The sequence below is a fragment of the Streptomyces tubercidicus genome (genome assembly GCF_027497495.1).
Lineage (GTDB): Bacteria > Actinomycetota > Actinomycetes > Streptomycetales > Streptomycetaceae > Streptomyces > Streptomyces tubercidicus.
The window spans coordinates 734530-757896 of sequence record NZ_CP114205.1; the positions used below are offsets into that span (position 1 = coordinate 734530).

The 23367-nt window shown below is 68.6% G+C and carries 23 protein-coding genes and 5 pseudogenes; 10 read left to right on the forward strand and 18 right to left on the reverse strand.

Annotated features, from left to right (window positions below; all coding sequences use genetic code 11):
- The first annotated feature begins 82 nt into the window (after positions 1 to 82).
- Positions 83 to 379, forward strand: coding sequence for a hypothetical protein (locus STRTU_RS03310; protein WP_159742152.1), 297 nt, complete (start codon positions 83 to 85; stop codon positions 377 to 379).
- A gap of 42 nt (positions 380 to 421) precedes the next feature.
- On the opposite strand, the gene STRTU_RS03315 is transcribed toward STRTU_RS03310, so the two are convergent.
- Positions 422 to 907 (reverse strand): DedA family protein, encoded by a 486-nt coding sequence (locus STRTU_RS03315; RefSeq protein WP_159742153.1) that lies wholly within the window; start codon positions 905 to 907, stop codon positions 422 to 424.
- Positions 908 to 996: 89 nt separating this feature from the next.
- Between STRTU_RS03315 and STRTU_RS03320 the strand changes: the two are divergent.
- Positions 997 to 1179 (forward strand): annotated as a pseudogene (locus tag STRTU_RS03320) (Tn3 family transposase); the annotation flags it as partial.
- 257 nt (positions 1180 to 1436) lie between these two features.
- On the opposite strand, the gene STRTU_RS03325 reads toward STRTU_RS03320, so the two are convergent.
- The 3 genes and pseudogenes from STRTU_RS03325 to STRTU_RS03335 form a co-directional block, all read right to left on the reverse strand.
- Positions 1437 to 2993, reverse strand: coding sequence for an FAD-dependent oxidoreductase (locus STRTU_RS03325; RefSeq protein WP_159742154.1), 1557 nt, complete (start codon positions 2991 to 2993; stop codon positions 1437 to 1439).
- 119 nt (positions 2994 to 3112) lie between these two features.
- Positions 3113 to 3277: pseudogene (locus STRTU_RS03330) on the reverse strand (site-specific integrase); the annotation flags it as partial.
- Between the two features lie 243 nt (positions 3278 to 3520).
- The gene (locus tag STRTU_RS03335; RefSeq protein ID WP_159742155.1) at positions 3521 to 4486 is read right to left on the reverse strand and encodes a helix-turn-helix transcriptional regulator; all 966 of its coding nucleotides are present in this window, start codon (positions 4484 to 4486) and stop codon (positions 3521 to 3523) included.
- 96 nt (positions 4487 to 4582) lie between these two features.
- Between STRTU_RS03335 and STRTU_RS03340 the strand changes: the two genes are divergently transcribed.
- From STRTU_RS03340 to STRTU_RS03350, 3 genes are all read left to right on the forward strand, one after another.
- Positions 4583 to 4948, forward strand: a complete 366-nt coding sequence (locus STRTU_RS03340) for a VOC family protein (protein WP_046929261.1) — start codon at positions 4583 to 4585, stop codon at positions 4946 to 4948.
- A gap of 87 nt (positions 4949 to 5035) precedes the next feature.
- Entirely contained in the window at positions 5036 to 6034 is a 999-nt protein-coding gene (locus STRTU_RS03345) for an IS481 family transposase (protein WP_159742156.1), read from the forward strand.
- Positions 6031 to 6441: a hypothetical protein gene (locus STRTU_RS03350; protein ID WP_159742157.1), complete on the forward strand. Its 411-nt coding sequence runs from the start codon at positions 6031 to 6033 to the stop codon at positions 6439 to 6441. The genes STRTU_RS03345 and STRTU_RS03350 overlap by 4 nt, the downstream gene beginning before the upstream one ends.
- A gap of 14 nt (positions 6442 to 6455) precedes the next feature.
- On the opposite strand, the gene STRTU_RS03355 is transcribed toward STRTU_RS03350, so the two are convergent.
- The 8 genes and pseudogenes from STRTU_RS03355 to STRTU_RS03390 all read right to left on the reverse strand — a co-directional run bounded on the left by STRTU_RS03355 (position 6456) and on the right by STRTU_RS03390 (position 15261).
- On the reverse strand, positions 6456 to 6923 hold the full coding sequence (locus STRTU_RS03355; RefSeq protein ID WP_159742158.1) for a hypothetical protein: 468 nt from the start codon (positions 6921 to 6923) through the stop codon (positions 6456 to 6458).
- Positions 6920 to 7312 (reverse strand): hypothetical protein, encoded by a 393-nt coding sequence (locus STRTU_RS03360; RefSeq protein WP_174878799.1) that lies wholly within the window; start codon positions 7310 to 7312, stop codon positions 6920 to 6922. Before STRTU_RS03360 ends, STRTU_RS03355 begins: the two co-directional genes overlap by 4 nt.
- A gap of 38 nt (positions 7313 to 7350) precedes the next feature.
- Positions 7351 to 8193, reverse strand: coding sequence for a site-specific integrase (locus tag STRTU_RS03365; protein ID WP_174878800.1), 843 nt, complete (start codon positions 8191 to 8193; stop codon positions 7351 to 7353).
- A 253-nt stretch (positions 8194 to 8446) separates the two neighbouring features.
- Positions 8447 to 9260, reverse strand: a pseudogene (locus STRTU_RS03370) (site-specific integrase); the annotation flags it as partial.
- A gap of 300 nt (positions 9261 to 9560) precedes the next feature.
- On the reverse strand, positions 9561 to 12935 hold the full coding sequence (locus STRTU_RS03375) for a pyruvate carboxylase (RefSeq protein ID WP_159742159.1): 3375 nt from the start codon (positions 12933 to 12935) through the stop codon (positions 9561 to 9563).
- Positions 12936 to 13395: 460 nt separating this feature from the next.
- A complete protein-coding gene (locus STRTU_RS03380; protein WP_174878801.1) occupies positions 13396 to 13578 on the reverse strand; it encodes a hypothetical protein in 183 nt (60 codons plus the stop codon).
- Between the two features lie 116 nt (positions 13579 to 13694).
- Positions 13695 to 14570 carry an alpha/beta fold hydrolase gene (locus STRTU_RS03385; RefSeq protein ID WP_218039286.1) on the reverse strand — a complete coding sequence of 292 codons (876 nt, stop codon included), beginning with the start codon at positions 14568 to 14570 and terminating at the stop codon, positions 13695 to 13697.
- A gap of 268 nt (positions 14571 to 14838) precedes the next feature.
- Entirely contained in the window at positions 14839 to 15261 is a 423-nt protein-coding gene (locus tag STRTU_RS03390; RefSeq protein ID WP_159742160.1) for a hypothetical protein, read from the reverse strand.
- Between the two features lie 504 nt (positions 15262 to 15765).
- Here STRTU_RS03390 and STRTU_RS03395 point away from each other — a divergent pair.
- Together STRTU_RS03395 and STRTU_RS03400 are read left to right on the forward strand one after the other, a co-directional pair.
- The gene (locus STRTU_RS03395) at positions 15766 to 16455 is read left to right on the forward strand and encodes a hypothetical protein (protein WP_159742161.1); all 690 of its coding nucleotides are present in this window, start codon (positions 15766 to 15768) and stop codon (positions 16453 to 16455) included.
- A gap of 124 nt (positions 16456 to 16579) precedes the next feature.
- Entirely contained in the window at positions 16580 to 16828 is a 249-nt protein-coding gene (locus STRTU_RS03400; protein WP_159742162.1) for a hypothetical protein, read from the forward strand.
- A gap of 217 nt (positions 16829 to 17045) precedes the next feature.
- Here STRTU_RS03400 and STRTU_RS03405 read toward each other — a convergent pair whose 3' ends face one another.
- On the reverse strand, positions 17046 to 17573 hold the full coding sequence (locus STRTU_RS03405; RefSeq protein ID WP_246240088.1) for a TetR/AcrR family transcriptional regulator: 528 nt from the start codon (positions 17571 to 17573) through the stop codon (positions 17046 to 17048).
- A 110-nt stretch (positions 17574 to 17683) separates the two neighbouring features.
- On the opposite strand from STRTU_RS03405, the gene STRTU_RS03410 reads away from it, so the two are divergent.
- Positions 17684 to 17905 (forward strand): DUF7489 domain-containing protein, encoded by a 222-nt coding sequence (locus tag STRTU_RS03410; protein WP_159742163.1) that lies wholly within the window; start codon positions 17684 to 17686, stop codon positions 17903 to 17905.
- A gap of 496 nt (positions 17906 to 18401) precedes the next feature.
- On the opposite strand, the gene STRTU_RS03415 is transcribed toward STRTU_RS03410, so the two are convergent.
- Positions 18402 to 19016: a ParA family protein gene (locus STRTU_RS03415; protein WP_159742164.1), complete on the reverse strand. Its 615-nt coding sequence runs from the start codon at positions 19014 to 19016 to the stop codon at positions 18402 to 18404.
- 262 nt (positions 19017 to 19278) lie between these two features.
- Positions 19279 to 19740, reverse strand: a complete 462-nt coding sequence (locus tag STRTU_RS03420) for a MarR family winged helix-turn-helix transcriptional regulator (protein ID WP_159742165.1) — start codon at positions 19738 to 19740, stop codon at positions 19279 to 19281.
- Positions 19741 to 19819: 79 nt separating this feature from the next.
- Here STRTU_RS03420 and STRTU_RS03425 point away from each other — a divergent pair, with 79 nt between their 5' ends.
- A complete protein-coding gene (locus STRTU_RS03425; RefSeq protein ID WP_159742166.1) occupies positions 19820 to 20191 on the forward strand; it encodes a VOC family protein in 372 nt (123 codons plus the stop codon).
- 229 nt (positions 20192 to 20420) lie between these two features.
- Here STRTU_RS03425 and STRTU_RS03430 read toward each other — a convergent pair whose 3' ends face one another.
- A complete protein-coding gene (locus STRTU_RS03430; RefSeq protein ID WP_218039287.1) occupies positions 20421 to 21233 on the reverse strand; it encodes a nucleoside/nucleotide kinase family protein in 813 nt (270 codons plus the stop codon).
- A gap of 141 nt (positions 21234 to 21374) precedes the next feature.
- Positions 21375 to 21800, reverse strand: a pseudogene (locus STRTU_RS03435) (enoyl-CoA hydratase-related protein).
- On the opposite strand from STRTU_RS03435, the pseudogene STRTU_RS03440 reads away from it, so the two are divergent.
- Positions 21740 to 22126 (forward strand): annotated as a pseudogene (locus STRTU_RS03440) (malate synthase A); the annotation flags it as partial. The pseudogenes STRTU_RS03435 and STRTU_RS03440 overlap by 61 nt on opposite strands.
- A 230-nt stretch (positions 22127 to 22356) precedes the next feature.
- Here the strand turns inward: STRTU_RS03440 and STRTU_RS03445 are convergent.
- The gene (locus tag STRTU_RS03445) at positions 22357 to 23364 is read right to left on the reverse strand and encodes a MerR family transcriptional regulator (protein WP_159742168.1); all 1008 of its coding nucleotides are present in this window, start codon (positions 23362 to 23364) and stop codon (positions 22357 to 22359) included.
- Positions 23365 to 23367: the final 3 nt, after the last annotated feature.

A 23367-nucleotide genomic window follows, 5' to 3' on the forward strand; every position in this document is an offset into this window, starting at 1 on the left:
ACGCCCTCGTCAACTCAGGAAGCCAACCACCCCTGACGGGGCGCCGTGGCACATTCGCGCCCGATCCGCGATCGTATGCTCCATGAACTCCGATGAAACCGAGATGCGTGAAGCGGTCCGCGAGTTGGCTGAGGCATTAGAGACAATGCTCAACCTGATCAAAGCTGACGCGCTTCCCACGACTCCCGAGGCTCACAGGCTCATGCAGAAGGCCATGGCCTGCCTCGACGAGTCGACGGAGCGGATCGCCGACCCGGACCGGCCCGCTGAGATCCACCAGGCGGCCGCCGCGCTCAACAGGCTGGTCACCTCGGCCCGGGAGCAGATCCTCGACGACGCCGTCGCCGCCTCACCCGTACCCGACCATCCCGACATGTGACCACTCCGCGCCGCACCTTGCCGTCAATGCGCGGGCGGCCGTTCAGGATTCGTCGGCCGCGGCGGCGCGGTCGGTCGAGCCGGCCTTTCTCCGCCGATAGACCATCGCGCCGCACACCGTCATGAGGAGGAGAGCGGTGACCGCGGCCACACCCATCGCCGTCTGCTCGGCAAACAGCCGTGCCAGCACTTCCAGTGCGCCGATCCCGGCCGTCGCGTAGACCAGCGCCCAGGCCGCTCCCCCTACGAACAGTGCCGGGAGGTAGCGCGTCAGGGGCATGTGCATACTGCCCGCGAGGAAGTTGGCAGCGGTCTGGAAACCGACGGTCAGGAAGGAGACGGCCACCACCGGTGCGCCCCACCGCTGGATCGCCCGCTCGACGCGACGGAACTTGGCCGTGGAGATCCGCTCCGCGAGCCTGCCACGCCTGGCACCGGCCCCCGCGAGCCACCCGACGGCGAAGGTCCCCCCGGCTCGCAGCAGGACGATGGCATAGAGACCGGCAGCCGTGAGCGCGACCTTGTCCACGATGCCTCGCCCTCGATGCCGTACCCCCGCCTCTTCTTAGGCTACCCTAATCGACATTTTCGAATCTTGACCGCCCCCGCTCGATTCCGGTGGACGCCGCGGTGAACCATCTGCGCGCGGACGGCTTCGATGTCCGCCACGAGGACCTGGCCCGCCTCTCCCCGTTCGTACGCCACCACGTCAACATGCTTGGCCGGTACTCGTTCCAGCTCCCCGAACTGCCGGGCGGCCTGCGCCCGCTGCGCGCCCCGGACTCGGCCGAAGAGGTGTGACCCCGGTGCGGGTGACCGTCACCGCTGGCCGTCCCGGCGGTGACGTTTGCACTGGTCACCGGCCCGTAGGGCGCCGGGAGTCGTAACATCGGCGGAGGGCGTGGCGGCGGGTGCGGTAGGCCGCCGGTGAGAGTTCCGGGCTGCCGCTGGGCCGGGGCTGGGGTGCGGGCGGCCGCCACACCGGGCTGGTGCGGCGGCCGTGGGTGGGATTGGCTCGTGGTTCGAGTCAGTCAGCAGAGCGAAGGATCAGCCCGGCGTCACCGCACCGCGCCCTCTGGCACTCCGAACCACTCCTCCAGCGCCTCCGCCAGCCCGGCCGTCGGCGTCAGCGCGTGCGCCCTCGCATCGGCTGCCCAGGCCGTGAAGCCGTCCGGACGGACGAGGACCGCCGCTAGTTCCGGGCGGGACGGACAGCCGGCCGTCAGGATGCCGACGCGGCCGGCATACCCCGCAGCGAGGGCCCGGAGCTCCGGGTCGTCGGTGAGGTCGAGCAGGAGCGCCTGGCCGCCGTGGAGGTGGTCCGCGAGGCGGCTGCCGTCGGTGAGTTCGAGGTCCGGGGCGCTGCGGCCGGTCAGCGGGTGCTCGCCCGGCAGCTCGTACCGCACCCCGCCACCGTTGAGCCGCGAGGTGAGGTACGTGGTGCCCACGACCGTCTCCGCCAGGTCGCTGACGATCTCGCGCAAGGCCCGGGACTGCGGGTCCGGGCGCATGGCCGCGACCTGGGACCGGGTCCAGTCCAGGACCCACGCACCGACCGGGTGCCGCTCGGAGTCGTACGTGTCCAGCAGCCCTTCCGGCGCCCGGCCGCCGATCACCGCGGCGAGCTTCCATCCGAGGTTCATCGCGTCCCCGATACCCAGGCTCAGCCCCTGGCTCCCGAACGCGGAGTGCACGTGCGCCGCGTCGCCCGCCAGCAGCACCCGGCCCTTGCGGTACTCGGTGACCTGACGGGCGTGGTCGGTGAAGCGGGTCGCGGTCCGCACCCCGGTGATCGTGACGTCCACGCCGGATACGCGGCGCAGCCGCGCCTGGAGGTCCTCGGTGGTGACCGGCGCGTCCCGGTCGGCTGGCGGCCCGTCGAACTCCACGGTGACGACGCGGCCCGGCATCGGCCCGTGGGCGTACACCCCGGTGTCCGTGGCGGTCCAGCCGACCTTCAGGTCCTCGACGCCGGTCATCTCCACGACCGCCTGGTGACAGGTGATCTCCGGTTCCGTACCGGGAAATTCGAACCCCGCGAGCTTGCGGACCGCGCTGCGGCCGCCGTCGCAGCCCACGAGCCAGCCGGCGCGTATGGCCCCGTGGCTGGTCCGCACCGTGACGGCCCCGTCGTCCGCGTCGAAGCCGGTCAGCTCCACTCCCCGACGCACGTCGACGCCGAGCTCGTCTGCCCGCCCGCCGAGCAGCCGCTCGATGTCCTGCTGCGCCACGAAAGCGATCTCGGCGGCGGGTCCGGCGTCGCCGAGGCCCGGCTCCGTACGGTCGACCAGGTCGGCGCGCAGCATGATTCCGGCGAAGTGCCCGACGATCCCGAGCCCTTGGCCCGCGGCAACGCCTCCGTCCCCGCCGTTCCGTTCACGCATGAATGCCTGGAAGCGGTCCATCGCCTGCCGCTGCACCTCGGCCAGCGCGGGCAGCATGCCTCGGCGGTAGAGCGCCTCGGCGCTGGGCCTGGTGATCGCCCCGCCCTTAATCGTCGGGTCCATTTCGGTGAGGCGCTCCAGGACGGCCACCCGCGCGCCCCCGAGCCGGAGCTCGCAGGCCAGCATCAGTCCGACCGGGCCGCCTCCGGCCACTACTACGTCATAGTCCATGGCGCCGACTATGACCGAGGGCCAAAAAGGCCAAAAAGCCGCCGCGGTGTCAAGGGACCGGCCCCGCGAGGAAGATGGGGCCGGCACAGTTAACGCTGAGAACGATCAAGGAACGAGGCTCATCGGCTGTTGTCGCCGGGAGCGAGCAGGCTCGTGAGCTCGGCGATCGCCTCTGGGGACGGCTTGAAGTAGCGGCGGACGTTCTCCGGCTTCTTGTGCCGGGACTTCGCCATGAGCATCAGGAGCGACGAGCCCTGCTCGCCGAGGTGGGTCAGAGAGGTGTGGCTTGTGTCCGCAGAGGCTGTGTGCAGATGGGTTCGTGTGTCATTGAGCTGGGTGGTGGAGGACGACGCGTTCGCGACGCTGACAACTGGCCGTGTTGCATTCCGATGGCCCGAATGTGAGGCAAGCCACTTCCTGGGTGACCGGATCGAGTGAACCGATGGGTGTGTGGCACGGGTCTCTGGGGCCATCGCTAGCTGTACTGACCGGGCACGTTGATTGAGAACAGGGGACCTGATCGGCAATCACGATGCGGGGGTTGAGTGACTGTCAGCCAGGTCCCTGGCGAGCTGACTGATGCGTGCGCGGGCCGTCTCAGGGGCGAGCACCTCGATGTGGTCGCCGAACTGAAGAAGCTGACGCACCGACTCGATGTCGGGGTAGCGCACGCCGACGACGCACGAGCCTTTTTCCGCGTCGGAGACATGGTGGATGCGGGTGCCGAGGATGCGCCGCGCCAGGTCGAGACCCTTTTCCGGCAGGCGGATGGTCACGCTCACGCGATCTTGCTCCTCAGTGCGTTTCTTCAACACGGCCCATCTGGTGCGGAGGGTTTCGCCTGGTTGGAGCACGGCTGGTGCGTCTAGCTGTTCGAAGGCCGACAGTCGTTCCAGAGCGAGCAGCCGGCTGTCGCCCTGGTCATCGGCGACGAGATACCAGCGACCTGATTTCGCCACGATCCCGTACGGGTCGACCACCCGTGTCGAGGCCTGGCTCTCGGCGCTGCGCCGGTACAGGATTCGAAGGCGTCGCCGGTGTCGCAGGGTCGAGGCCAGATCCGATACTTCGACCGCTGCCTCGGGGGCAGCAAACCACGCGGTGCTGTCGACAAGCACAAGGTCAGCCAGCCGCAGCGGGCTCGGCGACTCAGGTGCTGCAGCCTGGCGGGCGGCGATCTTGCGCTCGGCCGACTCCCACACCGCAGTTAGGCCCATTCGCTCACGTAGTGCGCTGTCCAAGCCGGCCACGGATAGGGCCTCCAGTTCTGGTGGTTCCAGATGGGATGCGCTGAGCCGTGCACTGGGGAGCAGGACGATCCCGCCGTTCCGCCCACGTTCGGCATAGACGGGCACGCCCGCTGTCGATAGCGCCTCGACGTCCCGCAGCACAGTCCGCCGGGACACCTCAAGACGCGCGGCGAGCTCCGTGGTAGTGAGCCGCTGACGGGTCTGCAGGAGCAGCAGGAGATGCAGGAGTCTTGAAGCCTTCATGCTTACCCATGTTCTCAGAAAAGGTGACAGGTTCCGTCGCGATTGGGTGATCCACTGGGTGCTGGACCGAGAAATCAATGAGTTGAGGAGCACTCCATGCCCGCACCGAACCTGTTCCTGATCGGCGTCCGCGACGCCGAGGCCGCCACCGCCTTCTACAGCGACCTGTTCGAGATCGAACCGACCTTCACCAGTCCCCACTACGTAGCCTTCGAAGCTGCCCCCGGTGTCCTGTTCGCACTGTGGACGGGCTACAGCGAGCACGCGGTCCCGAGCCTCCCTCGTACGACAGAGATCGGACTCATGGTGCCGGGGCCATCGCAGGCGATTGACGAGATCTTCACGAGGTGGGCCTCGAAGGGGGTCCACGTTGTGCAGGAGCCGCATGATGCTGTCTTCGGCCGCACGTTCGTGATTACGGACCCTGACGGCAACCTCATCCGAGTCTCCCCGGTCGACTGACCTGCACTATCCCTCCCCGCATATCTCCAAGCTGAAGGGCCGGCCACACACCATGGCCGGCCTTTCAGCCTGTCTAGGAGCTCAGAAATGTCGCATTCGAACGCGGCCCTCACCCCGCGCCACCGGCTGAAAGTCGCTCGACTCGTCGCTGACGACGGCTGGCCAATCAGCGAAGTCGCGGCCCGCTTCCAGGTGTCCTGGCCGACCGTGAAGCGCTGGGTCGATCGCTACCTCGCAGGCGAGTCCATGCAGGACCGATCCCCACGACCGCGGAGCTCTCCGGCCAAGACACCCAAGACCGTGACGAAGAGGTGCGTCAGCCTGCGACTACGTCTGCGGGAAGGGCCGGTCCAGCTCGCTGCGAGACTCAATATCGCCCCGTCGACAGTGCATCGAATCCTGCGATCGGCCCGCCTGAACCGACTCGCCTACGTCGACCGTGAGACCGGTGAGCCCGTCCGCCGGTATGAGCACGACCATCCGGGATCACTGGTGCACGTGGACGTGAAGAAGCTCGGGAACATCCCCGACGGTGGCGGCTGGCGCTACGTCGGCCGCCACCAAGGCGAGAAGCACCGCGCCGCGACGCAGAGCAAGTCACGCAACGCCTACGGCGGCCCGAAGGTCGGATACGCATTCGTGCACACCGTCATCGACGACCACTCCCGCGTCGCCTACACCGAGGTCCACGACGACGAAACAGCCGTCACCGCCGTCGGCTTCCTGCACCGGGCTGTCGACTGGTTCGCTGACCGTGGCGTCACCATTGAGAGGGTCCTGTCGGACAACGGCGGCGCGTACCGCTCGTACCTGTGGCGCGACAACTGCGAAGCGCTTTCGATCACCTCGAAGTTCACGCGCCCTTACTGCCCGCAGACGAACGGGAAGGTCGAGCGCTTCCACCGCACCATGGCCGATGGCTGGGCCTACGCCCGCTGCTACACCAGCGAGCAAGAACGACGCGACGCACTGGCCGGTTGGCTCCACCAGTACAACCACCACCGGCCCCACACCGCGTGCGGCAACCAGCCGCCATTCTCACGATTGATCAACGTGCCCGGTCAGTACAGCAGCGTCGCGGTATGACCAGTACGAATGACGACCTTGTGATCCGGCTCGTAGCGCGGGCCGAGTTTGAGAAGGTCTATCTCCGGGTTTCCCCGATGATCTCCAAGGAGGCCATGGAGGTCCTCCGTGACGTGGGTGCCGAGGCTGGTGAGATCCAGGAATTCGGGCTCGAACCGGTGCACGTTGTTATCGGCGTGACAGCCGGGCCGGGAGTCTGGCTCAACCTGCGCGTCGCGATCAACGCCCTGGGAGCCCGACGCAAGGAGAAGACCTTCCGACTGGAACTGTCCGGAGAGGAGTCCATCGAGGCGAACGGACATTCCGCCAAGGACACCGAACGGCTGCTGAAGGCCAGCATGGAGTTGTATGCCCAGCGTGCGGCCCTCGATGAAGCCTGGCGGCGCCGTGCGCGCGGAGAGGAATGAACCAGCAGCACGCATCAACTGCACGACCCGATGACCTTGCTTGCTGAGCGGGTTGTGGGGAGTCGGGTGACACGGTCGGCCCCGGCGGCGGCTTCGCGAAGGCGGCCGATCTCTTCGTGCTGTGCGGCGAGCTGGGCCAAGGACTGGGTGCGGAAGTCCGTTAGGTCGTCGATCGTCTGCTCCGACTGGGCCAGTCGCTCCTTGAGCTTGGTGTTCTCTGTCTTGAGGCGGGCGATCTGAGCCTCGCGAGGGTCGGGGATCTCGCCGGCGTCTTGCAGCGCCTGGACCCGTCGTTCGAACTCGATGCGGAGGTGAGCGTAAGGGCGGGTGCCGTAGAACGCGGTGCGGTCGACGCCGGCTTCGTTGGCGAGTGTCTTGATGTCGCATTTTCCGCCGGGCGGGATCTCGCCGCGCAGGAGCCGGTCCATAGTGGCCCGGATGCGGTTCTCGTTCTCGGTCCGTTGGGCTGCGGAGATTCTCATGCGGACTCCTCGTCCTTGATGGTGCTGGCGGCGTCGATCTCGGCGACGACGCGGAGGGCCCGGTCGTAGTCGGCTTGGAGCCGGGTGCGTTCGGTCTTGCGTGGTGCGCCGAGCTGGCCGAGGAAGGTCTTGGTGCGTTCGGCATGCTCGGCCCAGACGGGGCGGTGACAGGGATGGTGGGTGGCCTGCGGGCAGCGGGCCGAGTCACACATGCCGACAAGCGGGCGGTCGGCGGTGGGGGTGCCGGCGAGTTTGAGGCAGAGCGCGCGTGAAGGGTCGGTGAACCAGCAGTAGTTCGCCGGCCCGAGGTGGAGGGTCCTGGCCCGTTTGGCCAGCAGGTTGAGCACATCGCGGTCACTGCGCTGGGTCTTCGGCGTCGGCGCTGCCATCGGGTCGAGCTTGGCGTCGATGCTGGCGAAGAATTCGGTCAGGCTCCGGGCTCCCGGCCCGGACGGGAGGACGCTCTGCTGGTAGTTTCGGAACTCGGCCAGGACCAGTCGAGGTTGCGGTCGCCTTCCAGCTTGTTGACCTCGGCCAGCAGTTCGGCTTGGGCCCCGCCGGGGCGAGAACTGTAGCCCTCGGTTGTCGCGACAACGATGTGCTTCAGATGGATCTTGGTCGCGAGGACGCCGCCAGGCCGGTAGGCCATTTCCAGTGCAAGGGTCCTGCGTAGTCGCCGCAGGTTGACGAGGCCGTCCGGGATGGGGGCGAGGCCGAGCCGTACCCCGGCTTCGGAGTTGACCCAGTTCCGGAACCACCGGTAGCGGACATCGAAGGCGAACCGCCCCAGCAGTGTCGCTCCTTCGACAGGGGCGGGGTGCAGGCATTCGATGAGTTCCGCAGCGCGGTAAGCGGGTTCGATGACCACCCATTCGTCGACGACGCCGCCGAGTCCCTGGCCTTTGATTACCTTGCTGACCAGCCGGTAGCGGATCAGGCCGGGGGCGGGTTCCTCCGACCGGCGGCAGCCGACTTCCAGTTCCATCAGCTCGGATGAGCGCATCCCGGAGGCCGCTGCCAGGACGATGACTGCGGCGGTGCGGACGATGCCGACCAGCGCGACAGCCTGCTGTCGGTGCAGCGGCGACGTCCACGGCACGGTGGTGTCCCCGGTGGCCACCGTGACCGCGACCGCGTTCCTGCCGAATTCCCGCTCCGCGCCGACCGACGCAAGAGTCTCCTCCAACGGCCCTCGCAGCGCGGGCAGCCACCGAGGGCTGAAAAAGCTGAACCCGGCCCGCCGTGCGAGGAGGTCCAGAGAGATGCCCACCAGTGGATCATGCTTCGACCAGCCCTTGGCGATCCTCTCCGTAACGTGGTGGTCAGGCAGCGCCAGCGGATCGCTCGTCCGTCTGTGCTCGGCGAGCAATGCGGTGATCTTCGGTTCCGGATCCTGAGCCCGGGCCTTCTTCCGTCCCTGGACCCGTCTGACGTCGCGGGACTTGCGGGCTCCGAGGCGGTCGGCTTCCCGTATCTGCTCGGCGAGCGAGATGGCGTGCGGGCCGAATACTGTCAGCAGGTAAATGGCGGTATTCGTGCAGGTCCCAGCCCGTACCGGGACCGCGGAAGGCGGTGTGCTCGTCGAGCAGCGCTCGAGCCTGCCCGTACGACAGCCTGGCCAGCCCGGTTTCCGGGCAGACGTCGCGGGGGCTGACGACCTTGCCCGGCCCCGGACGGCGGTGGGTGACGAATACCGGTCCGCGGGTGCGGCCCTTGAGCAGCCTGGGCAGGAGCCGGGCGGTGCCGGCGTCCCAGTACACGGGCTCCAGCACATAGTCCTCGCGCGATTGGCCCCGGCGGCGGGCCTTGGTCCGGGCGCCCTTGGCCTTGACCAGGCAACGGCGCCCGGCGAGGTCCAGTTCCTCGATGTTGACGCCCAGGATCTCCTCGGACCGCCCGGCGGTCTCGTAGAGCATCCGCCACAGCGTCTTCTCCCGCAGGTGCACCTCGCGCCGCGCGATCAGCCGGTCGACCGCCACCTTCGAGCGGGCCGGGGTCTCGGAGTCCGGCACCGCCAGCCGCTTCGCCCAGGCTGGAACCATCGGCCCCTCGTAGCCGCGCTCACGGCACCAGCCGAGCCACGACAGCACCCCCGCCCGACGGGAATTCCAGGTGTTGACCACCGCGGCGGCCCCAGAGCAGTTCCAGGGCCTCGCCGATCTCGTCGTCCGCCACCGACGCCAGATACCGGGCCTCGCCAAGCCGTTCAGCGGTCTTGCCCACCCCGATCCCGTAGTTGCGGACCGTGTTCGGATTGCCGAGCGAGTCGAGAAACACGTCCGCTGCCGCCCGGACGGTCAACGCCTTCCCGGCCGGCAGCTGTACGACGGTGGGCACCACTTCCCCCTTGCCGCAGATAACAGGGCCGCTTCACGCAGCGGCCGAAGAACGTCACCGCAGGTGACGAATCAAGCTACCGCAGATATTGGGGTGTTATCCGTGGAACGACTTCAGGCTGGCCCTGCGGTCGATGCCCCGTTCACTACCGACCATGAGCGACGAGGGCTTAGCGCCGGTTTCCGTTCCGATGTTCGTCGACCCCCGGCCCTCGCTGGATGCCGCAGCGGCCCGGCAGCCTCATGAGGCTGCCGGGCCGTCGGAAGGGTTCAACTCAGCGCGGCCGCACCGAGAACCGAATCACCCAATATCGACGAGGAGATCCCCGCCCTCCACCTGCTGGATCTGGTTGATCGCCAGCCTGGCCACCCGCCCGGACTTCGTAGCGGTGATCGCGGCTTCCATCTTCATCGCCTCGATGGTGGCGACGGTGGTGCCTGCCTCCACCTCGTCGCCCTCGGCTACCGCGAGCGTGACCACTCCGGCGAACGGTGCGGCGACGTGGCCGGGGTTGCCCCGGTCGGCCTTCTCCGTCACCGGTACGTCGGAGGCCACGGCGGTGTCACGTACCTGGATCGGCCGCAGCTGGCCGTTCAGGGTGGACACCACGGTGCGCATTCCGCGTTCGTCGGCCTCTCCGACGGCCTCCAGCTCGATCAGGAGCCGTACGCCCGGTTCGAGGTCGACCGCGTACTCCGTTCCGGAACGCAGCCCGTAGAAGAAGTCCTTGCTGGCCAGCACGCTGGTGTCACCGTAGGCCTGACGGTGGGTTTCGAACTCACGCGTCGGCCCGGGGAAGAGCAGCCGGTTGAGCGTGGCGCGCCGGTCCTTCTCCAGTCCGGCACGGTCGTCCTCGGTCAGTTCCTGTACGGGCCTGGGTTCGGCGCGGCCCTCCAGCGCCTTGCCGCGGAACGGCTCCGGCCACCCGCCGGGCGGGTTGCCCAACTCACCGCGCAGGAAGCCGATGACGGAGTCGGGGATATCGAACTCGTTGGGTGTCGCCTCGAAGTCCTCCGGCGCCACCCCGGCGCCCACCAGATGTAGGGCCAGGTCGCCGACCACCTTGGACGACGGGGTCACCTTCACCAGGCGGCCCAGCATCCGGTCGGCCGCGGCGTACATCGCCTCGATGTCCTCGAAGCGGTCGCCGAGGCCGAGCGCGACGGCCTGTGCGCGCAGGTTGGAGAGCTGCCCGCCCGGGATCTCGTGGTGGTACACGCGGCCGGTCGGCGAGGCCAGGCCCGCCTCGAACGGCGCGTAGATCTTGCGGACGCTCTCCCAGTACGGCTCCAGATCCCCGACCGCCTTGAGATCCAGCCCGGTGGGCCGTTCGGAGTGGTCGGTCGCGGCCACGATCGCCGACAGCGAGGGCTGCGAGGTGGTGCCGGCCATGGAAGCCACCGCACCGTCCACCGCGTCCGCGCCGGCCCGGATCGCGGCGAGGTAGGTGGCCAGCTGGCCGCCCGCGGTGTCATGGGTGTGCAGGTGCACCGGCAGGTCGAACTCGCGGCGCAGGGCCGAGACGAGCGTCTCGGCGGCCGGCGCCCGGAGCAGCCCCGCCATGTCCTTGATGGCCAGGACCTGGGCTCCGGCGTCCACGATCTGCTCGGCCAGACGGAGGTAGTAGTCCAGGGTGTACAGCCGCTCGGACGGGTCGGACAGGTCCGAGGTGTAGCACAGGGCGACCTCGGCGACGGCCGTCCCGGTCTCCCGTACGGCGTCGATGGCGGGCCGCATCTGCCCGACATCGTTGAGCGCGTCGAAGATCCGGAAGATGTCGATGCCGGTGGCCGCGGCCTCCCGTACGAAGGCGTCGGTCATCTCGGTCGGGTACGGCGTGTAGCCGACGGTGTTGCGACCGCGGAGCAGCATCTGCAGGCAGATGTTCGGCACGGCTTCGCGGAGTGCGGCCAGGCGCTCCCAGGGGTCCTCGGCGAGGAAGCGGAGCGCGACGTCGTAGGTGGCGCCGCCCCAGCACTCCAGGGACAGCAGTTGCGGCATGGTCCGCGCCACCACCGGGGCGACGGCGAGCATGTCCTTGGTGCGGACCCGGGTGGCGAGCAGTGACTGGTGGGCGTCGCGGAAGGTGGTGTCGGTGACGCCGATGACCGGTGACTCGCGCAGCCACCGGGCGAACCCGTCCGGGCCGAGTTCGGCGAGCCGCTGCCGGGAGCCGGCGGGCGGTTCGGTGTCGGGCAGGAGCGGCAGCTTGCTGGTCGGATCGATCAGCTCGGGCCGTGGGCCGTGCGGCTTGTTGACCGTCACGTCCGCGAGGTAGGTGAGCAGCTTCGTGCCGCGGTCGGCGGAGTGCCGCGCGGTGAGCAGATGCGGGCGCTCCTCGATGAACGAGGTGGTGACCCGCCCGGCCCGGAAATCCGGGTCGTCGAGCACGGCCTGCAGGAACGGGATGTTCGTGGCCACGCCGCGGATCCGGAACTCGGCCACGGCGCGCCGGGCCCGGCCGACGGCGGTGTTGAAGTCCCGGCCCCGGCAGCTGAGCTTGACCAGCATCGAATCGAAGTGCGCGCTGATCTCCGTACCGGCGTGTGTGGTGCCACCGTCCAGACGGATCCCCGAGCCGCCCGGCGACCGGTAGGCGCTGATCCTGCCGGTGTCCGGGCGGAAGCCGTTGGCGGGGTCCTCGGTGGTGATACGGCATTGCAGCGCGGCGCCGTGCAGGGTGACCGTGTCCTGTGTGAGACCGAGGTCGGCCAGCTTCTCACCTGCGGCGATACGCAGCTGTGACTGCACGAGGTCGACGTCGGTGACCTCCTCGGTCACCGTGTGCTCGACCTGGATGCGCGGGTTCATCTCGATGAAGACGTGGTTGCCATCGCGGTCGAGCAGGAATTCCACGGTGCCCGCGTTGCGGTAGCCGATCTGCTGGGCGAACCGCACGGCGTCGGCGCAGATCCGCTCGCGCAGATCCGGGTCGAGGTTCGGCGCCGGGGCGAGTTCGATCACCTTCTGGTGCCGGCGTTGCACCGAGCAGTCGCGCTCGAAGAGGTGGATGACATTGCCGTCCCCGTCGGCGAGGATCTGCACCTCGATGTGACGGGGGTCGACGACGGCCTTCTCCAGGAAGACCGTGGGGTCACCGAACGCGGAAGCGGCCTCGCGGGCCGCCGCCTCGATGGAGTCACGCAGCGTCTCGGGGTCCTCGACGCGGCGCATACCGCGTCCTCCGCCGCCGGCGACCGCCTTGACGAACACGGGAAAGCCGATGTCCTCGGCGGCACGAACCAGCTCGTCCACGTCGGTGGAGGGCTCCGAGGAACCCAGCACCGGTACGCCCGCCGCACGCGCCGCAGCCACCGCGCGGGCCTTGTTCCCGGTCAGCTCCAGGATGTCGGTGCTCGGCCCGACGAACGTGATGCCCGCCTCCTCGCACGCACGCGCGAGCTCGGGGTTCTCGGACAGGAACCCATAGCCCGGGTACACCGCGTCCGCCCCCGCCCTGCGCGCGGCACGGATGATCTCCTCCACCGAGAGATAGGCCCGCACGGGGTGCCCCGGCTCACCGATCTCATGTGCCTCGTCGGCCTTCAACCGGTGCAGCGAATTGCGGTCCTCGTGCGGGAAGACGGCAACGGTCTTCGCACCCAGCTCATAGCTGGCGCGGAAAGCGCGAATCGCGATCTCACCACGATTGGCGACCAGTACCTTGCGGAACATTCTCGATACCTTTCAGCCTGCCGTTGCCGGACACCATGCTGTCCGCCACGGGCAGATCGCACGCCGGACCCGAGTGACTTATTACCGAACCTGGCCTCATCATTCAGCTCACTGACGCCAAGATCACGATTGCTCCCGGACCGGCGCTTGACCGACGGCCCTCGTAGGAAGCATTTCAGCAGGTCGGCGGCAGTTTGGGCTAGAGCAGCAGCGGCCGGAGGGGCTGGTGTGGTCCTTCGCACAGCATGGGCATCATCGAGGCTGGGAAAGAGGCCCTGACCAGCACATTTGCACCTTTCAGCGCAGTCGGACTCCATGCGCATCTGAACCCCCTGGTCACCGTCTGTGGTCCCCGTGCCCACGGGATGGTCCGCTGTGGAGGACGCTCGCGCGATTCCCCTGGGAAAGTTCAGGTACTTCCCCAGATGCTGCGGTGCACCGTCGCTGGGAGCGGCTTGCTTCAGTCCCACCAGAGCACAAGAAGTAGGTGCCGTTGGGATGCATCACGGTAGAACTCGCGGAGGGCGTCGAAGTGCTCCAGGAGATACTTCCTCGGGCCTCCGGCGATCCCCTCCGCCCCGTCGCCGATCAGGGAAACGGCCGCTGTTTCGTCGGTCGGCAGAGTGGCCAGGATGGCTCGCAAGGTCGGCGATCTTCACTACGGCCATGCGCCTGTGCTGCCACCCGCGCAGCTTGATGGCGATCGGGCGTCCGGCACAGCGCACACCTCACATCTCGGCGCTGCCATGAGCCGGTCGCCTACCGGTCGGTCGTGGCCTTCGCAAGAAGCGAAGTGAGGATCAACTCGGAATGTGTCCACAGCAGCGCGCCGCCGGTCCCCGGTACGACACGGTGATGAGCACCGGGCATACGGGTAGCGAGCAGTGCTCCGTTATCGGGCGAGTGGCTGGTGTCCTGTTCGCCGTACCAGATCTCGACCGGGACAGTGATCTTGTCGAGGGCGAACGGCCACCGCCCCATGGACAGGACCGTGTCGCGGGCGTAACCAGCAGCACCTTGAACAAAACCCTCGTCCAAGGCCCTGCGGTAAACAGCCGCGAAATCAGGATCCTGATACACGGCGAGGTCGCACCCTGGGCTCCCGTCCATGACCATGCCCCACATCGCATCCGCAGTGAAGCCCGCGAAAAACTCCTCGGCGCCGACCGGGTCGCACGCGGTCCGCTCAACCAGGCCACGCAGGTCCGCCGCCAGAGCGGAAGCGAACTCCGGCGCGGCGACCTCATCCGCGCCGGAGACGACAGCCAGTACCGAGGCCACACCCTCCTCAGCGCAGGCGAGAGCGAACGGCGCGCCTTGTGAGTTCCCGACCACGGCCGGATGCCCCAGCCCTCGCAGCGCGCAGAGTTGCCGAATATCGCCAGCGAAGTCGGAGAAGGTCCGGCCGGGCGCAGGTGTTGAGGCACCGAGTCCTGGCCGGTCCACAGAGACAAGACGCACTCCAAGCGCCTCAACGACCCCCGCGCCAAAGCCCAGCCACCGGCTCGTAGCCGCACCCGGACACAACAGAACGGGCACCCCGTCCAACGGCCCCCACTCGGCCCAACCAAGCAACCGTCCATCAGACAGACGACTCTCACCGAGCCGAGCAGGATTGTCGACGTACACAGTCATGATCCACATCATGGCCAAGGAGCGGGACGTCTCGCACTCGACTTTCACCGGAGGCCCGTGCAGGGCGAACGTTGCCTGATGCGGCACTAGCTAGTGGACCAGGTCGCCGCGGCGTGAGCGCCGTCAGGAACACCCATGACGATAGGGCCAGTTCAGCGCTGCACCCCGGCCCGCAAGGCGCCGGGGCGCTCTCCCCAGAAGCGATTCGGTGCGCTGCCGTGGGCAGCAGTGGTCGTACCGGCTGTCCACGGCCGCGCTGCCGGCCGGCTCAGCGGACGTGCACCGTCACCACGTCAGAGGCGTGCAGACGCACGGGATTCTGGTCGTGCGGGCTGGTCAGGCCGTACAGCACCGCGCGGAACTGCAGGTCGCCGCGGCGTGCGGACGTGCCGTGTGCGGTGACCTGCGCATCGCCCTTGACCGCGGCGCTGCAGTTCTCCTGGTGCCACCCTTGGCCGAAGCCCTTCTCCTCCAGGCACAGTTGGTGCAGGAAGCCGGCGCTGTCATCGCCGCCGTGCGCCTTGATCGTGATGGTCTTGCCGACCTGTGCCGTGTGCGGCGCCGTAATGTCCACGCTCCCCTTGGCGAACGCAGGCCCGGCCGCCAGAGCCACTGAGGCCAGACCCAGCGCACCGATCACGGCCACACGACCGCCCCGCGCCATTACCCCGGTCTTCTTCGTCCTGGTCATGGACTTCCCTCCCGCGGATCCCCCATATGGTGAGACCCGCCCCCTCGCGAAGGCGCCCGGTGCGCCTCGCCGACTATCCAGATGAGCCGGCCGCCCCACACGTTGCCCCACGCCCGACGCCTTTGCGAATTCATGACATAGCCCGCTAACCAGGGCTTGATCTCACTAACAGCCGCCAAGTCGCCCTTTGGGGACGGTAATCCGTCAGCCTGAGCGCTCCGATATCGCAGACAGCAAGTAGCAAGTAGCAAGTAGGGGGCGTCGTCCAGCGGTGGGACCGACGGGACCATCACACCCTTCGCGCCGACCCCGACCTGCGGCTGCTCCTTTTCCAACTGGGCGTCCACGTGCTGCTCTTCGGGGCCTCCTTGGCGTCCTTCCGCTTCTCATAGGCGTGTTAGCCGGGTGTTAGCGGAGCGGCAGCCGTGCGCTAGCGGCCCCGATCAGAGTGGGTGACGTACCGGGGGAACAACGACACTGACCAACTGTCCTGGGGGACCCGAAATGAGCTCCAGCACCACCGTCCGCACCGCTCGTCGCCGCACTCTGCGCATTGCCGCCGCGGCCCTGACCGCGGCCGCCGGCCTTACCCTGACCGCCTGCGCCGGCTCGGACGCCGCCGACGCGAAGTCCGCGAGCCACGCGAGCTCGGCCGCCGGCGAGGCCACCGCCTCGGGCTGGTCCGGACTGCAGAGCACCGACGCCAAGGCGGTCGTCGCGAACAAGCAGTCGGGCCAGCAGGCGGGCAGCGCGCGCACCGCCAACGGCGGCAAGGCGGCATCCCCGGTCCGCACCCAGCGCCTGGCGGACGGCATCAGCAAGGCCGAGATCTACAAGCTCGGCGACCAGCACTACCGCGCCAAGATCGTCGCCCGTGGTTCGGTTTTGGCGACGCTGGAGACGAAGGGGCACGACGACGGTCTCGACGCCAACGACATGTTCGTCACGCTCACCCTGGACGGCCAGGTCCATTCCTGGATGGGCGGCGGACACCAGGGACCGGGCACCTTCAAACTCGCGGGCGGCTGGACGGCCAAGGTCACAAAGATCGGCGAACTCCGGTACCGCGCACAGATCATCGGCCACGACGGCGTAGCCGCCACGCTGGAGACGAACCAGCACGACGTCGGCCTCAACGCCAACGGCATCTACATCGTGCTCAGCAACGGCGGCGTGATCAGCGCCCACGCGTAAGTGCCCGCCCGGCGGCGTTCGTCAGCCCCATCGGCTGACCACCTCGGTACAGCCCTGGGCATGAGACAAGACCCTCTCTGAGCGGGACCAGCTCGGAGACGCAATAACAAGCAAGGAGATCACCATGAAGTCGTGGCGTACCCGTATCGGTGTCGGTCTCACTGTCAGTGCCGCAGCGGTCGCCATTCCCCTGACCGCCACCACCGCTTCCGCCGCCCCTCCGCCCGGCGACGGCTGGGTCCCCGTCGGCGCCCTGAAGTACCCGTCGAAGGCGGCGTGCGAAGCGGCGGAACTCCCGCAGGCCCAGGCGAACGGATACCACGAGGTGTGGTGCGACGACAGCGAGACCATCATGCCCATCTACAGCCGCTGACCACTCTCCACCCGGCGAGGAGTCATCCCGCCGACGCTGCGTCAAGAAGTCCGCTGCCCCGGTGTGTCACACCGGGGCAGCGGACTGTCCGGCTTTTCCGCTTCACCGTTCGTCATGCCGATGTGAATCCGGCTTCGGATTCCCCGTCGTGATCGCTCGGTCGAACCGTTCAGGCGACTGCCCGTCCATTGGGTTCAGTCTGCAGGCGAGTGCGCGGTCAGCGCGTCCGTGAGGAGGGCGATGAGTCGACGGGCCTGCTCTCTGGTGCTGTGCTGCGCGGAATAGGCGACGCCGCCGGGGCGACGCCGGAGGCGATGACCGCGTTGAGTGCCGCGGACATACCGCTCTTGGTCGTGGCGTAGTCGAGGAAGTGTTCCATCCACACCTGGGTGGCCTCAGCGACCGGGATCCGGGTGAGGAGGCCGGATGCCTTCCCGCACACCAGGGTGAGCTGGTGCCGGTAGGCCGCGTCGATGAGGGCTTCTCGGGTCGGGAAGTGCCGGTAGAGCGTGCCGACACCGACACCCGCCTGCTTGGCGATAGCGGCCGGCGCGGTGTCCAGCCCCTGCTCGGCGAAGACTTGCGCGGCGACCGCGTCACAGCCGCGGTGCGCACCCGAGGGTGAGGAATGCCTTGGGGATGTCGTCGAGTATCTCCCAGCGGATCCGCAGGCGGCGAAGCGAAGTCCCGGAGCTAGCCATGCCGCAGCCTTCGCCGCACTGGAACAGGGCACTCCAGGCCGCACGCGGCTCCCGGCAGTGAACGGCCGCAGCGGCCTGGCAGGACATATGTCATCCCCAGGACATGACTCAAGGACCTGCTGGGGCGGCTGCCGATCCTCGTAAGCTCCCAAGCATGTACACATCTCGCAATATCGAACGAGACGACCACTGGGAAGGCATCGTCACCCATAAGTCCCGGGGCATGCTCGACGGTTCGAACATGTACCACTTCGTCGAAGTCCGCCTTGCCGATGGCGAATCCGGGAAGGTCCGGATCAGCCGCCGGCTCTGGAAGTCGATCGAGGTCGGCGATCGGATCGTCAAGCGGCCGGGCGCCGACCCGGTCAGGGAGTAGCGCTGCGTCGTACGGCCCCCGCTCGTCACGAAGGCACGGGCCGAGCTTGGGGCGGGAGACCGGGACCGTGGAGGCGGGTGGCGACCTCCGGCACGGCCCCGTCGCCTGCGGTGTGCGATGTGGGTAGGCCATTTCGCCGGGTTGAGCCCACGGTGCGCGTCGGCAGCCCCAGAGGCAGGGCCCCGGCCCCTGTCGTGCGAGCCGGCTGGTCAGCGACGCGAATCCGGAACCTCGCGCGGGGCGGACGGAGACTGGCCTCCGGGCCGAGAGACCCAGCCGGCGGTGGCGGCCAGAGTGCGCAGGACGGTAGCGCCGGCGAACACTACCGAGGAGACCGGCCATCCCATCCATCGCGTCAGATCACCTCGCAGGTCGGGATCGACCTCGACGGTCACCCGGAGGTATCTGCTCTGTAGCGTGGTGACTTTGGTGGGCCGGGGTGCGGCAACGTCCCGTCCGCGCTGCAATGCCGCACGGTAACTTTCCTTGCGCTGGCTCATGCCTCTTCCTGACGCTTGATCAGTTCCTCCGCGAAGTCCATGTACGCCGAGCCCTTGGCCTGGACCGGGTTCCCGAAAGACTGGGCGTACAGGTCGAGTCGCGCGATGTGGGTGTCCAGCACCTCGAACCCCCGCTCGGTGAGTGCCTCGCGAGCGTCCGCATCGGGCCCGGTGCGCGTGGCATCGGGACGGTTGGTGCGATTGAGCAGCACCGCCGAGCGGGCCGGCTCGGCACGCAGGGACTGCACGTCCGCCATCTCGCCGAGGATGGGTGCCATCCGGTCCAGTTCGATGGGGGCGGGGGTCACGGGCACGATCCACTCGCCGGCGTACCTCATGATGCTGCGGGTAATGCGGGGATGGTCCTCCAGCTGGGGCGCATCGAGCACGACGGCCTGCCGGTTGCCGAGGAAGTCGTTCACGCGACGGTGGACGTCCCCCACCGGCAGGGCGATCACCGGAAACGGAAAGCCACCGGCCAGCTCGCTCCAGCGCAGCGCGGAAGAGGCTGGGTCACCGTCCACCAGCAGCGGCGACAGTCCCGACTCGTGAAGCGCATGGGCCAGCCACACAGCACTCGTCGTCTTACCGACGCCGGGCTTGAGATTCACAAACGCACAGCTCAAAGGCACAAGAACGGACAGTAACGGACGAGATCGTCCAGTTTCGGTCGGCGCGAGGGTGTGGTCTCGTGGTTCACCCGCAAGCAGTGAGAAACGTCGGGCACCTGGCTGCGGTGGCGGCAGACCCTGTGCACCACCGGTTGCCTTTTCTCGCCCCTCGTTGGATGGCATTCAGCCCCCGCCCGTCCGTACCGACTACTCCGCTCGGCCCCGCCACGACCGACCACGAAGCCTCGACCCGGGAGTGGGGTCATTCCTCCAGTGCTGTCGCCATGCGGTCGAGGTCGGCGAGGAGCACTGCTAGGCGCTGCGCGGGGATCGCTTCGACCATGCGCTGTTCGATGGCGTAGACGGCGGCCTGGACGGCGGTCAGGCGCGCGTTGCCCTCCTCGGTGAGGTGGGCGGGCCGGGCGCGGCCGTGGTCGGCGGTGGCGGGGCGGGTGATCAGTCCCGCCTCCTGCAGGGCCCGCAGGACGACGTTTCCGGACTGCCGGGTGACGAAGGTCGCGCGGGCGAGGTCGGCGTTGGACATACCGGGGTGCAGGGCCAGGAGTTCGAGGGTGGCGTACTGCGGCACGGTCAGGCCGTGCTCGCGCAGGACCTTGTCCATGGCCCCACGGAGGGCGGCCTGGGTGCGTTTGAGCAGGTATCCCACGTGGTGAGTGACGTCTTTCGTGGGGTGGGGCGGTTCGGCCGACTCGTTCTCCAGCATGTCAGCATTTTGACATACGTGACTCGGCCGCCCTAGCCTCCGCTATGTCAAAACCCTGACATCGAGTTCGAGGAGACCCATGCCTGCCACCATCGACGGCCCCGACTTCGTCGCCCTGCAAGTGCGCGACCTGAACGCGGCAGCGGACTTCTGCGAGCAGCACCTCGGTCTGCGCCGGGCCGCGGTCTCGCCACCCCACGCGGTCGTCTTCGACACCAAGCCGACCCCCTTCGCCGTCCGCGAGCTCCTTCCGGGTGTCGACCTCGCCGACACCACACGGCCCGGACTCGGCACCGTGCTCTGGTTCCAGACCTCCGACGCCCACCAGCTCCACGACCAGCTCACCGCTGCCGGGATCACGATCCTCACCCCGATCAGGGACAGCCCCTTCGGGCCGATGTTCTCCTTCGAAGGCCCCGAGGGCTACACCCTCACCGCACACGGAGGCTGACCCTGCCCGCCGTCACCCTCACCCCGGCCGGGCCGGCCAGGCCGGGCTCACGCCCCAAGTGCGGGCGGACCCCCAAGTACGGGCGGACGGAGTCCCGTTGTCGCGGTCAGCGGTGACTGCGGTGGCGTGGCCGTGGCCGTGGCGTGAGTGCGGTGGGCCTTTCGGGGGCGTAGTGGTGAGTGATGCGGTTGTCGAACAGGACGCGGCCACCCGGCGCCCCGGGCCAAAGTCAGGACCACTGGTCTGTGTCGGTGTGCTCGACGCCAAGCCGCCGCAGCAGAGGGTGATCGAGGTCGTCGTTGCCGACCACGATGGTCGCGTGCGCGGCTGGGTCGACCTCGGCCAGGTAGCGCCGACAGGCGGCGTGGTAGCGATTGTCGAAGGCGTGCTCAGCCTGTGCGCAGCTGCCGAACAGCTGGGTGTCCCGGCGGGTGCCGCGTTGGCGTGCGACAGGGAAGCTGGTGTCGGCGAACACGACCTCGTCCCAGAGGCCGGCCAGTTCGTGACGCTGCAGGAAGCTGCCGTCCACCACCAGGATTGCGTCGGCGGGGGCGGTGACAGGCGGTTCGTCAATGGCCTGGTCGCTGGCCAGGTCAATGATGCGGCTGCGGTAGCGGCGATCGCCGCCGGGCCCCAGAGGGGCGAGGACGCATCGCGCGAACGCGGGAAAGTCGTAGGCGTCCTGGTAGTAGCCGATCGCGGAGTCGCGGCCTTGCCGGTGACGATGGGCACGCGGGTGATGGAAGCCGTCCATGGACAGGTGGACTGCCGGTCGGCCCCGGTCGGCTACCGCGGCGGCGAGGGCACGGGCGAGCGTCGTCTTTCCCGCGGCGGTGATGCCGTCCACCGCGACCCGCAGCGGATGGCCTGGTTGCCGGGCGGCAAGGTGGTCGGCGATGCGGTCGATGACCTGGTCCCGGGCGGGTCGGCTGCGGCGACCGTCATTTCGGGTCGGTTCATTGTTGATCGTTTCTGACATGTGGCGGATCCTACTGATATAGGTGCCCGGCCTGCGGTTGAGATTGTTTTTCCGGGTGCTCATGCAGGGGCATCCTGTGGGCGTCCCGCGTCAGCTCCTTCACCTCGGCGTTCAGCTTCCAACGGGGCTGCGCTGCGCCGCCCTTCGGTGTGGGCCGTCCGTCCCCCGCGGCCCACCTGGCCCACACCGACGGCGCTTCGTCTCTCAGCGGTGGACGAACTCCGGTGGCCGCCTGTCGACGAAGGCGCCATCCCCTCCTTCTGATCCAGCGTCGCGAACACCGCGTGAAACAGCCGCCGTTCGAAGCGCACCCCCTCCGTCAGGCTCGTTTCAAAGGAGCGGGCGACCGCCTCTTTCGCCGTCATGGCGACGGGGAGGGACATGCCCGCGACGGTTTCGGCGACTGTGAGGGCTTCGTCGTGAGCCGGTGAGGACGATGCAGCCGATGTCCGGGTCCCGTTCGAGGGCCTCGGTCGCCGCGACGACCTCGGTCATGCCCTAGAGGCTGAGGGCGTTGAGAGCCTTGGGGCGATTGAGGGTCAGCAGGGCGGTGCGGCCGTTGCGTTCGAGTCCGGCGCACCACGGGACCGCCCACCGAGGACGGCGTGCGGGCCAACATCGCCGTCGCACTGCGCTACTTCGACGCCTGGCTGCGCGGCAGCGGAGCCGTGGCGCTGGACGGGCTGATGGAGGACGCGGCGGCCGCCGAGATCGCCCGTGCGCAGATCTGGCAGTGGCTGCGGCACGGCGCCGTCGACCGGGACACGGTGCTCGGCCTCCTCGACGAGGAGATCGCCGCCCTGGGAGCCCGGTACCCCTGGGCGCGGATCGAGGAGGTGCGGGAAATCTTCGAACGGAACGTGCTCGCAAGGGAGTTGCCCGCCTTCTTCGCTCCGGACGCCTACTCCCGTCAGCTCGTGCAGCAGGCAGAGGTCACTACATACGACCAGGCCTGAGGGTCCCTGGATCGCCGCCGGGCTGAGGGGCCCGGCGGGTGTGCGGTACGGGGCGCGGAACGGACGACTGAGGCCGTTCCGCGCCCTGCCGCGTTCAGCCCCGTACCGGAAGACTCCGGCAGGCGAGTTGGCCCGGCCGCCGCCCCTCTTCGGTGGACGGTGAGTGGACGGTGATCAGTCCTGGCCCCGCCACCCGCCGCCCCGCATTCGCGGCACCCAGGAGAGGCCCGTCACCGGGCATCGCGTAGCTGAAGAAGGTACGTGGCAGTCAGCGCGACGGCACGGTCTTCGTCATGTGACAGCTCCATGAGGGCACGTGCGGCTGTTGTCCCCGGGATGCCCGCCAGTGCCTGGGTCAGCCGTCCGCGGGCAGGCGCTTCAGCGGTGTCGTGGGTGAGGCGGTCGACGAGGCCGGTCGCGATCTGGTCCGCCGTCGCGGTGTCGCTCGCCAGCACGCTCAGTGCATCGGCTGCGTCGGTGTCGTTCCTTCCCGCCACGATCATGTCGATGAGGGTCGGGATCGCATCGGCCGTTCCTTGTGCGCCGAGCGCCAGTGCCGCATAGCCGCGGACCACGGCGTCGGGGTGTGCGAGAGCGTCCCGCAGCCGCGCGGTGGCCTCGCCGTCGGGCATTTCGGCGAGGGACTGAACGGCGCGTTCCCGCACTGCGGCCTCCGGTGAGCCGAGGCCCTCCGCCAGCAGTGTCGCCGGGCCGCCGTCGCCGGATCGCGCCAGCGCCCATCGAAGGGCTCCGGCGACGTTCGGATCACTCTCGCTCAGTGCCGCCTCGACCAGGGCCTCCACCGGCACCGGAACCTCGTCGACCGAGGAAAGGGCCGCGCGCTGGCGCGCGTCGGCGCTCTTCGACCCCAGGGCCTGGAGGAGCGCGACGACTTGGAGGACGCCCTCCCAGCCGGTGGGGTCCGCGGCATCGATCCGGCGCAGCCGTGTGAGCAACTCGGTCTCCGCCGCGATGCGTTCGCGCGTCTGACGGATGAGGTCGTCGACGAGCGCCGAGGGCGTGAAGCCGGGATCGTCCAGCGCGCGCCCGATCTCGCGCAGCGACAACCCCAGCGACCGCAGGCTCTCGATATGGAAGATCCGCCGGATGTCCTCCGCGGAGTACTCCCGATAACCGGAGCCCGTACGACCCGAAGGGCGCACCAGGCCGCGCGACTCGTAGTGCCGGAGCATGCGGGCACTGACCCCGGACCGCCGCGCCACCTCACCGATCAACACGTC